This is a genomic window from Blastococcus carthaginiensis (genome assembly GCF_030731085.1).
GTDB lineage: Bacteria > Actinomycetota > Actinomycetes > Mycobacteriales > Geodermatophilaceae > Blastococcus > Blastococcus carthaginiensis.
The window spans coordinates 204,725-219,016 of record NZ_JASNFN010000001.1; the positions used below are offsets into that span (position 1 = coordinate 204,725).

Below are 14,292 nucleotides of genomic sequence, written 5' to 3' on the forward strand. Positions count from 1 at the left end.
CTCCGTGCGAGACACCGTCCTGCCGCGCAACGACCCCGCCCAGTACGACGACCTCGCCGACCAGTGGTGGCAGCCCGCGGGCGGTTTCGCCGCCCTGCACTGGCTGGCCGCCTCCCGGGCCGAGCACATCCCGCCGGCGAGCGGGAGCGGGCTGCTGGTCGACCTCGCCTGCGGTGGGGGGCTGATGGCCCCGCACGCCGCCCGGCTCGGCTACCGGCACGTCGGCGTCGACCTCGGCACGGAGGGGCTGCGGACCGCCCGGGCGCACGGGGTGCTGCCGGTGCGCGGTTCGGTGCTCGCCGTCCCGCTGGCCGACGGCTGCGCGGACGTCGTCGTCGCCGGCGAGATCCTCGAGCACGTGGCGGACGACGTCGCGGTGCTGGCCGAGTGCGCCCGGCTGCTGCGGCCGGGCGGCGTCCTGGTCGTCGACGCGCTGGCCGCCACCCGCATCGGCCGCTTCCTCATGGTCACCGTGGCCGAGCGGCTCCCCGGCGGCCCTCCTCCGGGCATCCACGACCCGGCGCTCTTCGTCGACCGCGACCGGTTGCTCACGGCCGCCGACCGGCTGGGCCTGGAGCTGCGCCTCGTCGGTCTCCGCCCCTCGCTGCGCGACGCGATCGCCTGGCGGCTGGGCCGCCGCGACTCGGTGCGCATGAAACCGATCCGGTCCACGGCCGTCGTCTTCGCCGGTTACGGCCGGAAGCGGTGACCGGGCGACGCGACGGCGGCGCACGTACCGTCGGCGGCATGATCCCGATCAGGGCGGCCGTGGAGCCGCGGTCGTGACCGCCGCCGTCCTCACCGGGGCGGGGGCCGCGCTGCCCAGCACGCTGGACCAGGAAGCCGCCTGGGACGGGTTCTTCTCGACCCACTACGCGGGGGTGCGCGCCGCCCGGCGGATCTTCCTGGGCGCCGGGGTCCGCCGCCGGCACGCGGTGGCCAACCCGATGGACGAGGACCTCAGCGGCTGGGGCACCGGCGCGCGGATGGCCCGGTACATCCAGGAGGCGCTGCCGCTGGGCAAGCAGGCCGTGGCCGGCGCCCTGGACTCCGCCGGGCTCGCCCCCGGCGACGTGGGGCTGTTCGCCGTCGCCACCTGCACCGGCTACGCCACCCCCGGGCTGGACATCCGGCTGGCCAGCGACCTCGGCATGCCGCCGGGGCTGCAGCGGCTGCTGGTGGGGCACATGGGTTGCTACGCGGCCATCCCCGGGCTCGCGGCCGTCGCCGACTTCGTCACCGCCCGGTCCCGGCCCGCGGTGCTGCTCTGCTGCGAGCTGACCAGCCTGCACGTGCAGCCGGCCCAGGCCGACCTCGAGCAGGTCGTCGCGCACGCGCTCTTCTCCGACGCCGCCGCGGCCGTGGTCGTCGAACCCGGCGCCGGGCGCGGGCGCCGGCTGGCCGGGGTCGTGGCGCGCACCGACGCCTCCACCGCCGACCACATGACCTGGGACGTCACCGACCTCGGCTTCCGCATGGGGCTGTCCCCGCGGGTGCCCGACGTCCTGGCGCGGCACGTGGGCGACGTCGTCGGCGAACTGCTCGCCGGGGCCGGCCTGCGCACCGAGGACGTCGCCGGCTGGGCCGTCCACCCCGGGGGCCCGCGCATCATCGACGTCGTCCGCGACGAGCTGGGGCTGCGCGAGGAGCAGGTCGGGGCCTCGCGCCGGGTGCTGGCCGAGCACGGCAACTGCTCGTCGGCGACCGTGCTGCTGGTGCTGCAGGAGCTCGCCGACGTCGACGGCCCGATCGTGGCCATGGCGTTCGGGCCGGGGCTGACCCTGTACGCCGCGCTGCTGCTCCCGGCGTAGGGAAGGGCCCCCCGCACGCCCGGTGCGGTGCCCTGGAGGGGGTCACGGGTCTAGCGTTGGCACGTGGAGCGTGCAGCGGGCCCGCCACCGACCGTGCGGGTCTTCCTCGTCGACGACCACGAGGTGGTGCGCCGCGGCGTGGCCGACGTCCTCGAGGACGACCCGGTCATCTCCGTGGTGGGGGAGGCCGGCTCGTGCGCGGAGGCGCTGGCCCGCGCGCCCGCCGTCCGTCCCGACGTCGCCGTGCTGGACATGCGGCTGCCCGACGGCGACGGCGCCGGGCTCTGCCGCGACCTGACCGCGCGCCTCCCGGGCCTGCGGTGCCTGGTGCTGACCAGCTACGCCGACCGGGCGGCCCGCGACGAGGCGGTCCGGGCCGGCGCGGCGGGGTTCGTGCTCAAGCAGGTGCGCGGCTCGGCGCTGGTGCAGGCGGTGCGCACCGTGGCGGGCGGCGGCACCCTGGCCGAGCCCGGCCCCCCGCCCCGACCGAGGTCCGGTGGTGACCGGCTGGCGGTGCTGACCGACCAGGAGCGCACCGTCCTGGCGCTCATCGGTGAGGGGCTGACCAATCGCCAGATCGGCGAGCGGATGGGGCTGGCCGAGAAGACGGTGAAGAACTACACCAGCCACCTGCTGGCCAAGCTGGGGCTGGAGCGTCGCACCCAGGCCGCGATCCTGGCCACCGAGCTGCGCGACGTCCGCCGCTGACGGAGGCCCCGCCGGTCAGGCCGGCAGCGGCACGGTCCACCGGATCTCGGTCCCCGACGTCCCGGTGGAGATCGCCAGGCGCCCGCCGCGGCGCTCGGCGCGGTCGGCGAGGTTGGCCAGCCCGCTGCGCACGGTGACCGCCGGCAGCCCGCCCCCGTCGTCGGTGACGACGACGCCCACCTCGTCGCCCAGGGCCACCGCCACCGTCACGCGGGTGGCGCCGGCGTGGCGCACCACGTTGGTGACCAGCTCGCGGACCACGGCGACCACGTCGCCGGCCAGGTCCGGCGGCAGGTCCTCGACCTCGCTGCGCACGCGCAGGTCGGGGCGCACGCCGTGCCCGTCGGTCACCGACCGCACCACTTCGGCCAGCCGTCGCCGGACGGCGTCCGACGAGGAGTCCTGCGCACCGTGCAGCTCGAAGATCGACGCGCGGATGCGGGCGATCGTCCCGTCGAGCTCGTCCACGTGCCCCGCGATCCGGCCGGCGACGTCGGGAGCGGTCTCTCCCAGGGAGCGGCCCAGCCGGTCCAGCGCCAGGGCGGTGGCGAAGATCCGCTGCACCACGTGGTCGTGCAGGTCGCGGGCGATGCGGTCGCGATCGGCCTGCACCTGCAGCCGCTGCTCCCGCTGCTGGCTGCGGACCAGGCGCATGGCGACGGTCGCGTGGGTGGCGAAGGCCGCGGCCGGCTCGAGCACGGCCGGGTCGAAGGGTGGTCGGCTCCGCAGGCGCAGCGCGACCAGGGTGGTCGGCGGCGAGGGGCCGCCCAGCGGCAGGAACAGGGCCGGGCCGTACCGGTCGGTGAACTCCCCGATCACCGCGGCGTGGACGGTGCCCGGCTCCTGCGGGATGGCGACGTCGTCGACCAGCACCGGGGTGCCGGAGCGGTGCGCGTCCCCCAGGCGGGTGCCCGTCAGCGGGATGCGCACGCCCTCGGAGTCGGCGGCCTCCGGACCGACGGCGGCGGTGACGGTCAGCGTCCCCTCGTCCCCGGGCAGGGGCGCCAGGATGCCGACGGCATCGGCGCCGGCCAGTTCGGCGACGCCGGCCGCCGCGGCGCGCAGCACCTCGCCGGTCGGGCGGCCCGACAGCAGCGCCGTGGCGATGTCGGTACCGGCCTGCGACCACGCCCGGCGCTGCTCCGCGTGCTCCAGCAGGCGGGCGTTCTCGATGGCCAGCCCCGCCACCGCCGCCAACCCCTGGGCCACCTCGAGGTCGGCGTCGGTGAACGCCGTGCCGGTGCGCTTCTCGGTGAGGTAGAGGTTGCCGAACACGGAATCGCGGACCCGGACCGGCACGCCCAGGAAGGACCGCATCGGCGGGTGCCCGGGCGGGATGCCGACGGACGCCGGGTGCCGCCCCAGGTCGGCCAGCCGCAGCGGCGTCGGGTCCTGGACCAGGAGGCCCAGGATGCCGGCGCCCGCGGGCGGCCGGCCGATGCGCTCGTGGTCCTCCTGGTCCATGCCCACCGTGACGAACCGGTCCAGGGCGCGCCCGTCGGGGGTGAGCACGCCCAGGGCGCCGTAGCTCGCGCCCACGTGCTGGACGGCCGCCTCGACGATCTCCCGGAGGGTCGCCTCCAGCTGCCCGCCGGAGGCGGCGGCACGCAGCGCAGCGGTGAGCGCCGCGGCGTCGTCGCTCACCGGTGGTGCCGGCGGTCGGGCGGGGGCACGGCCTGACCGTAGGAGCGCGACCCGCCGGGGGGAAGCGCTGCGGCCATGGTGGGGCACGATCCGTTCGTCCCCCAGGGACCAAGGGCCCGGTTCCGTTCCGTGAATCGGCCGGTGGGAGGCCGCAACGCACCGAGGCCCCGGTCGCTGCGACCGGGGCCTCGGGAGTGGAGCGGGTGACGAGAATCGAACTCGCACTGTCAGCTTGGGAAGCTGATGTTCTACCATTGAACTACACCCGCGGACGGCGCCGAGACTACCTGGTCGCCCCGCCGCCGCGACAGCGGCCTCCTCAGCGCCGCATCTCGGCCAGGAAGCCGGTCGCCTCCGACCGGTTGCGTCCGGTTCCTCGGCAGGCGCATCCCCGGCCGGTACGAGGGAGACGACACCGCGCCCCGTCCGCATGGGGAAGTCGGACGGGGCGCGGTGGCTCAGGGGCGCCGGGGCGGCGCTGCGGGCGTCAGAGGGCGACGCCCGTGCAGGAGGAGGCGCAGTCCACCGACCAGATGCTGCCGAGCGCGCGGAACCGGTCGGAGCGGACGAGCCGTTCGCCGGCCGGACCCTCGCGGACCACCGGCCCGCTGCTCGGAGCCGGCCCGCCGGGCGTGGTGCCGCCCGGAGCGGGCGTGCCGGGAGTGGTGCTCCCACCCGGCGTGGTCGGCTCCGGAGCTGTGCCGTCCGGGGTGGTGTCCTCGGGCGAGGTGCCGTCCGGGGCCGTCCCGGACGGCGCCTCCGGTGCGGGGGCGACCTCCTCGGCGTAGGTGAGCGCGTTGCTCAGCACGGTCGACCGGCCGTCGGGCGCGTAGACCGAGACGTCGTAGACACCCGCGACCCGTGCCGGCACCCGGAAGACGACGCTGCCGCTGTCGCCGTGCACGACGGTCGCGGTGGTGGTCGCCCCGATGCGCACCGTGGGGTCGGCGGGCAGGGCGCGGCCGGTGATCGTCACGAGCGTGCCGCCGTCGGTGCCCACCAGGTTCGGGCTGAGCGACGTGATGCGGAAGACGCCGACCTCGGGGTACGTGGTCGTCCCGGGTGTGCCGCCGTCGGGCGTGGTGCTCCCCGGGCTCGTGCCGTCCGGGGTGGTCGCCTCGGGTGTGGTGCTCCCCGGGCTGGTGCCGCCGGGGCTCGTGTCGTCGGGGCTCGTGCCGTCGGGGGTGTCCTCGGGGGCGGTGCCGTCGGGAGTGCTGCCCTCGGGCGTGGCCTCCTCGGGGGTACCGCCCTCGGGGGCCGTGCCGTCCGGCGTGGTGCCGTCGGGGGTGCTGCCGCCGTCCGGGGTGGTGCCCGGCGTCGTCCCCGGGAGGCCGGGGGAGCCGGTCGCCGGCGGAGGCGTGGTGCCGCCCGGAGCGGGGCTGCTGTCCCCGGGCGTCGTGCCGTCGGGGGTCGTGCCGTCCGGCGTGCTGCCGTCGGGTGCGGGATCCGGCGCGGGCGCGGCCGGCGTCGTGCCCGTCGCCGACACGAGCAGCGGGGCAGCGTGGGTGCGGCCCAGCGGCTCCCCGTCGCGGTACAGCTGCACGGCCAGGACGTAGCGCCCGTCGCCGAGCTCCACGGCGGGGGAGAGCCCGATGCCGTCGAAGTCGTCCAGGGCGCCGAGGTCGAAGACGGCGTCACCGGCGTCGTCGGTGGGGACGGTCACCCCGTCCAGGGTCACCGGCTTCTGCGAGAGCGCCCAGATCTCACCCGCGTGCTCCATGCCGAGGCCGATGGCGACCGAGTACCGGCCGGGCCCGGCGGAGCCGCTCACCCCGATCGCCGGCGTGACGGTGCCCGGCGGAGCGGTCATGGAGGTGAAGGCGTAGCGGGGGGCGCCCGCGAGGACGTCCCCGACCCGGCTCAGCGTGAGCCGCCCGCCGGTCACCGACCGGCCGACGAACGCGGGCACGGATTCCACGTCGGCCAGCAGCGCGGCCTTCAGCTCGGCGGCCGACGCCGAGGGCAGCACCGCCCGGTACAGGGCGACCGCGGCGGCCACGTGCGGCGCCGCGATGGACGTGCCGTCGACCAGGCGCATGCCGCCGTCGTTCCAGGTGGTGGCGACCCTGTAGCCGGGGGCGAACAGGTCCACCGAGGCGGCGCCGTAGGCGGAGTGGCCGGCGAGCGTGTCGGCCGCCGTCGAGCTGCCGACGGTGACCACGTTGGCCTCGGTCAGGCTCGCCGGGTACATCGGCGTGGTGTCGCGGTCGGCCGAGTCGTTGCCCGCCGCCGCGACCACCAGCACGCCGTGCGCCTCGGCGTAGGCGATGGCCGAACGCAGCTCGTCGAGCGCCGGGCCGCTGAACGGCCCGCCCCACGAGGCGTTGACGACGTCCGCCCCGTGGTCGACGGCGTACCGGATGGCGAGGGCGCACAGGTACACGTCGACGGTCTCCCCGCCGCCGGCGACCAGCGGCATGATCCGCACGTCCGGTGCGACGCCGGCCGAGCCCGCGCCGTTGCCGGCCCGGGCACCGATCACGCCGGCGACGCTGGTGCCGTGGGTTCCCATGGCGCCGTTGTCGACGTCCGCGTTGTCCGCGTAGAAGTTCCACCCGTGGCAGTCGCCGGCCAGGCCGTTGCCGTCGGTGTCGGCCGTGCCGCACGGCTCGTCCGGGTTGGTCCACAGCGAACCGGCCAGGTCGGGGTGGTCGGAGTCGAAACCGGTGTCGACGACGGCGACGACGCGGCCGGCGCCGGTACCGCTGTCCCAGCCCGCGGTGGCGTCCACGTCGGCGTCGGCGACGGCCGTCTGCAGGTAGGCGTTGCTGCCGGTGTTCTCCAGGTTCCAGCCGTACTGGGGGAAGAACGGGTCGGTGACCGTGCCTAGCACGGGGACCGACGGCGAGAGCTCGACGTCGGCCACCCCGGGCACCGCGCGCAGCCGCTCCGGCGTCACGCCGCCGACGGCCACGAGGGCGCGACCGCCCCCGACCCACTGGGCGCTGGCGACGCCCGGCACCGCCTCGAGGGCGCCGAGCAGGTCGTCCGCGGCGCCCGCCTGCGCGGTGAGGGCGTAACGGGTCAGCCCGTCGCCCGGTCCGAAGCCGGTCGCCTCCTCGATGGTCGGGGCGGCCCAGGCCGACCAGAACGCCGCACCCGCGTAACCGGCTACGACCGCGCCGGTCAGCACGGCACCCAGTACCCGCTTGCTCGTCATCCCTGCGTCCTCCGGCCCGCGCTGGCCCGGCCGGTCACGGCGGGGCTCTCCGGGGCGGCTACGGCGCCGGCCGGCTGCTGCTTGAAGGCCGGACGGCGGCCTTCACCCGGACGGAGGGGGGACGGCGTTCCCTAGACTCCGCGCCATGCTGCTGAGCGACCGCGACATCACGGCCGCGATCGCCGGGGGACGCCTCGGCATCGAGCCCTACGACCCGGGGCTGGTGCAGCCGTCCAGCATCGACGTCCGGCTGGACCGGTTCTTCCGCGTCTTCAACAACGCGCGGTACACCCACATCGATCCGGCGAAGCAGCAGGACGACCTCACCACCCTCGTCGAGCCCGAGGGCGACGAGCCGTTCGTGCTGCACCCGGGGGAGTTCGTGCTGGGCTCCACGCTCGAGGTGGTCAGCATCCCCGACGATCTCGCAGCCAGGCTCGAAGGAAAATCGAGCCTTGGCCGTCTCGGATTGCTCACCCACTCGACGGCGGGCTTCGTCGACCCGGGCTTCTCCGGGCACATCACGTTGGAGCTCTCCAACGTGGCGAACCTGCCGATCACCCTGTGGCCGGGCATGAAGATCGGCCAGCTCTGCCTGTTCCGTCTGACCAGCGCGGCCGAGCACCCGTACGGTTCGGCGGTCTACGGCTCCCGGTACCAGGACCAGCGCGGGCCCACGCCGTCGCGCTCCTTCCGCAACTTCACCCGCGCGGAGACCCGGCGCTCCTAGTACCGCGTCACGCAACCTTCGACTGGTTCAAGCTGGGCCGGCTAGGGCTTCGCGTCGGGACAGTGTGCGCAGACGCGCCATTTCCGTGCCGAGAACTGACCTTCTGCGCACTCCGTCGCCATCCGCGGCGGTCTCGGGAAGGCAGCCGCCAGGCGGGCGAACGTTGACGGCCGCAGTACTAGCCGCGCGGTGGCGGGATGTCGTCGACGTGGGCGGCGGCCGGGATCTCGACGCCGGCGCTCTCCAGCACCTCGGAGCAGCGCCCCGCCGGTGACCAGCCGGGTACCGACCGGTCCACCTCGTCGTCGACGAACACCTGCCGCGTGGCGATCCACCCCGCGACGGCGAGCACCGCGACGCCCGTGAGCACGATGACGAACATGCCGTCGTAGCTGCCGGTCGCCCCGCGCAGCACGCCCACGAGCAGCGGGCCGGCCCCCGCGACGACGTAGCCCCAGCTCTGGCTCACGGTGGAGAGCGCGGAGACGGTCTCGGGCGTCCGGGCGCGCAGGCCGATCAGGGTCAGCACCATCGAGAAGGTGCCCATGCCGACGGCGATCAGCACCATCCACAGCCACGGCGCTGCGGTCGGCGCCGTCCAGAGGCCCACCCAGCCGGTCACGTAGCTGGCGATGAAGACCACCAGCAGCGGGCGCTGCAGGCGCGGCCGGACGGTGAGCGACGGGATGACGGCGCTCAGCGGCAGGCCGACGACGGAGTTCAGGCCCAGGAGCAGCCCCGCCGTCGCCGCGCTGAGCCCCGAGTCCCGCAGGTACTGCGCCGACCACCCGATGACGACGTAGGCCTGCAGCGCCTGGACGCCGAAGAACGCGGTGATCGCCAGCGCCGTCGGGCTGTGCACCAGCGCCCGCATCCGGACGGCCGAGTGGCTCTGGCGGGAGACGTCGGGAGCGGCCGGGACGGCGAGCCACACGCCGGCCGCCACGAGCGCCGGCAGCGCCCAGACGACCAGCGCCCAGCGCCACCCCCCGCCGTCGGTGCCCGCCGCGTCGGCGATGGGCTGCGCGGCGACGGCGGCCAGGGTCGCGCCCAGGCCCATCGCCGTGCTGTACGCGCCGACCAGCGGGCCGGTCCGCCCCGGGAAGTGGCGCTTCACCAGGCCCGGGAGCATGACATTGCCGAGGGCCCCGCCGGCCATGGCCAGCGCCGTCCCGGCGAGGAAGACGGGGAAGGCCTCGGCCAGGCTGCGCAGCGCGAGCCCGGCGGTCATCGCGATGAGGGCGCCGGCGAGCACGTGCGCGTCGCGGTAGCGCGCCGACAGCGCCGGGCCGGCGAACCCGATCAGCGCGAAGCAGAGCACCGGCATGGTGGTGATCACCCCGGCCAGGCCGCTGGAGATGCCGAGCCCCCGCTGGATCTCCTGCAGGACGGGGCCGACGCTGGTGACCGCGGTCCGGAGGTTGAGCGCCGTGAGCACGATGGCGACGGCCATGAGGCCGAGACCCCGACGACGATCGGTGCCGGTGCTGCTGCGGTCGGGGGCGGTGCGGGTCACCCGGCAAGCGTCCTCCATGACGTGCCGCACACCGGCCCCGGGTCGGTGCGCAGGGCAACCACCTCGGGCCCGGCCGGCGTCCCCGGAACGACGACGGCGCGCACCCCTCGGGATGCGCGCCGTCGCTGCCCTGCCGGCCCGTCCAGAGGCTCGTCCCGAGCGTGCGAGGGACGAGGAGGACGGGGTCCTGCCGCTACTTCGGGTCGTGATCCGTGGCGGCGGAGTCGAGGCCGACGACGTCGTCGCCCTTGGTCCCGACGTCGGCACCCTGCTCGGCGCCCTGCGCGCCGACGGCGACCGGCTGCATCGAGCGCAGCAGGATCTGGCTGACGTCGAGCACCTCGACGTGCTCGCCGGCCTCACCGTTCTGCTTCTTGCTGGTCAGCGCGTCGCTGAGCATCGTGATGCAGAACGGGCACGCGGTGGAGATGACGTCGGGATCGAGCTCGAGGGCCTCCTCGGTGCGCTCCATGTTGATCCGCTTGCCGATCTTCTCCTCCATCCACATGCGGGCACCGCCGGCGCCGCAGCAGAAGCCGCGGTCCTTGCAGCGGTGCATCTCCTGCGTGGACAGGCCCTGGACGGAGTCGAGGATCTCCCGCGGGGGCGTGTAGACCTTGTTGTGCCGGCCCAGGAAGCACGGGTCGTGGTAGGTCACCTTGCGGTCGACCGGGGTGACCGGGGTGAGCCGGCCCTCCTCCACGAGCTGGCCGAGCAGCTGGGTGTGGTGCACGACCTCGTACTCGCCGCCGACCTGCGGGTACTCGCGGCCCAGCGAGTTGAAGCAGTGCGGGCAGGTCGCCACGATCTTGCGGGTGCCCGGGACGCGTCCCTCGAAGACGCCGTCGAGGGTCTCGACGTTCTCCATGGCCAGCTGCTGGAACAGGAACTCGTTGCCCATGCGGCGGGCCGGGTCGCCCGAGCAGGTCTCCCCGTTGCCGAGGACGGCGAACTCGACGCCCGCGGTGTGCAGCAGCTCCGCGACGGCCTTGGTGACCTTCTTGGCGCGGTCGTCCACGGCGCCGGCGCAGCCGACCCAGAACAGGTACTCGACCTCGTGGGGGAGCGGGCCGTCGGCGACGCGGACCTCGAAGTCCAACTCCTTGATCCAGTCCTCGCGGACGTTGCCGCCCATGCCCCACGGGTTCCCGCGCTTCTCGAGGTTGGTCATCATGACCCCGGCCTCGGACGGGAAGTTGGACTCGATCAGCACCTGGTAGCGGCGCATGTCCTCGATGTGGTCGATGTGCTCGATGTCCACCGGGCACTGCTCCACGCAGGCGCCGCAGTTGGTGCAGCTCCACAGGACGTCGGGGTCGATGACCCCGCCCTCCTCGAGGGTGCCCACCAGCGGGCGGTGGGCCTGGGCGTCGTTGGTGCCCTCGATGCGGGCGTAGCCCGACGCCCACACCTGCTCGTCGGAGGGCTTGAGCACGTCGTAGTCCGGCGCGGTCTCCGACGCCGCCTTCTCACCGAGGAGGTAGGGGGCCTTCGCGTAGAGGTGGTCGCGGAGGTCCATGATCACCATCTTGGGGCTGAGCGGCTTGCCCGTGTTCCACGCCGGGCACTGGCTCTGGCACCGCCCGCACTCCGTGCAGGTGGTGAAGTCGAGCATCCCCTTCCAGGTGAAATCCTCGATCTTGCCGCGGCCGAAGACGTCGTCCTCGCCCGGGTCCTCGAAGTCGATCGGCTTGCCGCCGCTGGTCATGGCCGGCAGCGGGCCGAGCGCCTGGCGGCCGTCGGCCTCGCGCTTGAAGTAGATGTTGAAGAAGGCGCTGAACCGGTGCCAGGCGACACCCATGTTCAGGATGCGGCTGATGACGACCAGCCAGGTCAGCGAGACCGCGATCTTGATGAACGCGACGATGCTCAGCAGGTCGGGGCTGTCGGGCAGCACGGTGGCCAGCGCGCCGGAGACCGGGTGCGACCAGGCCGGGGCGTCGGTCAGGTCGGAGGAGACCTTGAGCGACCGGATCAGCAGGATGGCGACCCCGACGGTGAGGACGACGGCCTCGACGAAGTAGCCGCGGCCCTCGTTGGTGCCGGCGAAGCGGCTCTTGCGGCCCTGCCGGCGCGGGTGGTCCTTCTGGCGCCGGTAGATCAGGTAGAGGATCCCGAGGATCGTGCCGGTGCCGATGATGTCGGCGAACAGGTTCCACAGCGCCCACTCGCCGATCAGCGGCAGGTGGAACGCGGGGTTCCAGACCTCGCCGAAGGCCTCGACCAGCGTCAGGAACAGGCCGTAGAACCCGACGAACACGAACCAGTGGGCGACGCCGATGCTCGACCACTTGAGCATGCGGGTGTGGCCCAGCGACTCGACCAGCAGCGTCTTCAGGCGGCTCTTGACCGGGCCGAAGCGGGTGCCGTCGGGCTGTCCGGTGCGGATGATCCGCACCATCGCCCGCACGGCCCGGTAGGCCATGACGCTGGCCACGATCAGGAACAGGATGCTGATCGTCCCCAGGACGATCTGCAGCGGGCCCGTCATCTCTTCCCCTCCCGTACGCCTGGCGGCGTCGGTCGTCCCCGATCCGCCACGGAGGGGACCGGAGCTGTGTGTGGTGCGCGCGCCAACCGCGCCGGCCCTGGAGCCGGCGCCCGGATCGCGTGCGGGCAACTCGCCGCACTGCGTCGCACGATAGCTGGCGCACCAGGAGGCTATTCACGGGTAACGGGGGCGCTGCGCCTCGATGTCCACCGCTCCCGTGATGCGCCGCGCCCACCGGCGGGTGTCTGCGGTGGCGAGGTTTCTCCGCGGTTCCGTGTGACACCGCTGTCATCTCTTGATCGGGGGGCGCGGGAGCGAGGCCGGGTCCGGGTTCGGAGACACGCCGGTTCCGCCGTCGGACACGCCGGTAGGAGGTCCGGGGCCGAAGACAGTAGGCGGGCAATCCGCGTTGCGGCATCGCGAATTCGTGGCCCGTCACGGGATCGTCATCCAGCGGATTGCGGGCGTGACAGATCGGCGTCCTGCCGAGTTGCATCCCGGTGAGCGGGGCAGACGTCGGAGGACCGACGCTCGACCGGAGCTCGGCAGTCGAGAGAAGGATGTCGCCCGATGCGCACGAGATACCTGTCCGCCGCCGCACTCGCCTTCCCCCTGGCGCTCGCCACCGCCGGCACGGCCGCCGCCGCGGAGAGCGCCACGATCGATCTGGGGGCGCTCAACGACAGCGGCGCCTCGGGTACCGCCGAGCTCGTCCTCGACGAGGAGGCCAACACCCTCACCGTCAACATCGACACGATGGGTGTCGTTCCGGGCCTGCCCCACGCCCAGCACATCCACATCGGCGGCCAGAACATCTGCCCGCCCATGTCCGCCGCCGGTGACGACGGGGTCCTCAGCACTCCCGAGGGACAGCCCTTCTACGGCGGCATCCAGCTCTCGCTCACCACCGAGGGCGACTTCGGGCCCGACAGCGCGCTCGCCGTCGAGCGGTTCCCCGTGGCCAGCGACAGCGGTGAGGTCTCCTACGAGCGCACCTTCGACCTGAGCCAGATCGACGGCGACATCAACCTCGCCGACGTCTCCGTGGTCCAGCACGGCATCGACTCGATCAGCCCGAACGGTCAGTACGGCCCGCCGCCGCCGGCCAGCCCGCTCAACCCGGACCTGCCGCTCGAGGCGACCGCGCCGGCTCTCTGCGGCGCCACCGACCAGATGGGTCAGATGCCCTCCGGCGGCGTCGACGCCGGTGGCGGTGGCACCGCCGGCATCGAGAACGAGGCTCTCTTCGCCCTCGGTGCGGCCGGTCTCGCCGGTGCCGGTGCGCTGGCCTACCGCCGTCGTACCGCCCGCGGGGACGTCTGACCGTCGCAGATGGGTCGACACTCTCGTGCCGATGGCCGCCCTCGCCTCGCGAGGGCGGCCATCGCCGCGCTCTCCTTCGGCGGCGCCGCGCTGATCGGCGCGGGTCTGGTCACCCAGGAGTCGATGCCGACGGTCCCCTCGGCCGCGGCGGCGCCCATGCCGCCCTCGGCCGCTCCGCCCTCCGCCGGGCCGTCGCCCGGGGGGGCGGCGACCGCCCCGGCACCCGCCCCGGCACCGGCCGTCGTGGGCCCGGTCCTCGCCGAGGCGGAACCGCTCGCGGTGACCATCCCCTCCATCGACACGGCGACCCCGCCGCTGGCGTCACTCGGGCTGCTGCCTGACGGCTCGCTCGAGGTACCGGCGGACTACGACGTGGCCGGCTGGTACCGCGGCGGCCCGGCCCCGGGCGAGCTGGGCCCGGCGGTCATCGCCGGGCACGTGGACTCGGCGGCCGAGGGGCCGGCGGTCTTCTTCCGGCTGGCCGAGCTGCAGCCGGGCGCCGAGATCCTCGTCGACCGCGCGGACGGCACGACGGCGGTCTTCACCGTCGACCGGGTCGCGCGGTACCCCAAGGACGCCTTCCCGACCGTCGAGGTCTACGGCGACACCGCTCACGCGGCGCTGCGCCTGATCACCTGCGGGGGCTCCTTCGACCGCGCCAGCGGCAGCTACCGCGACAACGTCGTCGTCTACGCGCGGCTCGCCGGCGTCCGCTGACCGGTCCGTCGCGTCCCCCGCCCCGGCGGTGAGGACGGCGGATGAATGGGCGGCGCCGTTCCGCGTCAGCCGTCCGGCGATCAGCCGGCACCTGCGGGTGCTGCGCGTGGCCGGGCTGGTGCGAGGCGCGGATGGCGGCCCGGACGCGAGGGCGGCGTCGGTCGGGGAGGGGGCGGCTCCCTCGGGAACACG

General features: G+C 74.5%; 10 protein-coding genes, 1 tRNA gene and 1 pseudogene. 7 read left to right on the forward strand and 5 right to left on the reverse strand.

What is annotated here, in order from left to right; all coding sequences use genetic code 11:
• The first annotated feature begins 4 nt into the window (after positions 1-4).
• From QOZ88_RS00975 to QOZ88_RS00985, 3 genes are all read left to right on the forward strand, one after another.
• A complete protein-coding gene (locus QOZ88_RS00975; protein ID WP_305997969.1) occupies positions 5-709 on the forward strand; it encodes a methyltransferase domain-containing protein in 705 nt (234 codons plus the stop codon).
• A gap of 73 nt (positions 710-782) precedes the next feature.
• Positions 783-1,811 carry a type III polyketide synthase gene (locus QOZ88_RS00980; RefSeq protein ID WP_305997970.1) on the forward strand — a complete coding sequence of 343 codons (1,029 nt, stop codon included), beginning with the start codon at positions 783-785 and terminating at the stop codon, positions 1,809-1,811.
• 63 nt (positions 1,812-1,874) lie between these two features.
• Positions 1,875-2,519, forward strand: coding sequence for a response regulator transcription factor (locus tag QOZ88_RS00985; RefSeq protein WP_305997971.1), 645 nt, complete (start codon positions 1,875-1,877; stop codon positions 2,517-2,519).
• Between the two features lie 15 nt (positions 2,520-2,534).
• On the opposite strand, the gene QOZ88_RS00990 is transcribed toward QOZ88_RS00985, so the two are convergent.
• The 3 genes from QOZ88_RS00990 to QOZ88_RS01000 form a co-directional block, all read right to left on the reverse strand.
• Positions 2,535-4,163, reverse strand: a complete 1,629-nt coding sequence (locus tag QOZ88_RS00990; protein ID WP_305997972.1) for a GAF domain-containing sensor histidine kinase — start codon at positions 4,161-4,163, stop codon at positions 2,535-2,537.
• A 195-nt stretch (positions 4,164-4,358) separates the two neighbouring features.
• Positions 4,359-4,432, reverse strand: a tRNA-Gly gene (locus QOZ88_RS00995).
• A 218-nt stretch (positions 4,433-4,650) separates the two neighbouring features.
• Entirely contained in the window at positions 4,651-7,323 is a 2,673-nt protein-coding gene (locus tag QOZ88_RS01000) for a S8 family serine peptidase (protein WP_305997973.1), read from the reverse strand.
• Positions 7,324-7,468: 145 nt separating this feature from the next.
• On the opposite strand from QOZ88_RS01000, the gene dcd reads away from it, so the two are divergent.
• Positions 7,469-8,053 (forward strand): dCTP deaminase, encoded by a 585-nt coding sequence (dcd, locus tag QOZ88_RS01005; RefSeq protein WP_305997974.1) that lies wholly within the window; start codon positions 7,469-7,471, stop codon positions 8,051-8,053.
• A 178-nt stretch (positions 8,054-8,231) separates the two neighbouring features.
• Here dcd and QOZ88_RS01010 read toward each other — a convergent pair whose 3' ends face one another.
• Positions 8,232-9,569 carry a CynX/NimT family MFS transporter gene (locus QOZ88_RS01010; protein WP_305997975.1) on the reverse strand — a complete coding sequence of 446 codons (1,338 nt, stop codon included), beginning with the start codon at positions 9,567-9,569 and terminating at the stop codon, positions 8,232-8,234.
• A 193-nt stretch (positions 9,570-9,762) separates the two neighbouring features.
• Positions 9,763-12,060, reverse strand: a complete 2,298-nt coding sequence (locus QOZ88_RS01015) for a (Fe-S)-binding protein (protein ID WP_305997976.1) — start codon at positions 12,058-12,060, stop codon at positions 9,763-9,765.
• Between the two features lie 570 nt (positions 12,061-12,630).
• Between QOZ88_RS01015 and QOZ88_RS01020 the strand changes: the two genes are divergently transcribed.
• The 3 genes and pseudogenes from QOZ88_RS01020 to QOZ88_RS01030 all read left to right on the forward strand — a co-directional run.
• Positions 12,631-13,383 carry a CHRD domain-containing protein gene (locus QOZ88_RS01020; protein WP_305997977.1) on the forward strand — a complete coding sequence of 251 codons (753 nt, stop codon included), beginning with the start codon at positions 12,631-12,633 and terminating at the stop codon, positions 13,381-13,383.
• A 9-nt stretch (positions 13,384-13,392) separates the two neighbouring features.
• Positions 13,393-14,100: a class F sortase gene (locus tag QOZ88_RS01025; RefSeq protein ID WP_305997978.1), complete on the forward strand. Its 708-nt coding sequence runs from the start codon at positions 13,393-13,395 to the stop codon at positions 14,098-14,100.
• 28 nt (positions 14,101-14,128) lie between these two features.
• A pseudogene (locus QOZ88_RS01030) lies at positions 14,129-14,215 on the forward strand (ArsR family transcriptional regulator); the annotation flags it as partial.
• Positions 14,216-14,292: the final 77 nt, after the last annotated feature.

Excerpts from the sequence above, each read along its gene's own strand:
- QOZ88_RS01025 (WP_305997978.1), top strand. The coding sequence starts at position 13,393 with ATGGGTCGACACTCTCGTGCCGATGGCCGCCCTCGCCTCGCGAGGGCG.
- QOZ88_RS01020 (WP_305997977.1), top strand. The coding sequence starts at position 12,631 with ATGCGCACGAGATACCTGTCCGCCGCCGCACTCGCCTTCCCCCTGGCG.
- QOZ88_RS01000 (WP_305997973.1), bottom strand. The coding sequence starts at position 7,323 with ATGACGAGCAAGCGGGTACTGGGTGCCGTGCTGACCGGCGCGGTCGTA.
- dcd (WP_305997974.1), top strand. The coding sequence starts at position 7,469 with ATGCTGCTGAGCGACCGCGACATCACGGCCGCGATCGCCGGGGGACGC.
- QOZ88_RS01015 (WP_305997976.1), bottom strand. The coding sequence starts at position 12,060 with ATGACGGGCCCGCTGCAGATCGTCCTGGGGACGATCAGCATCCTGTTC.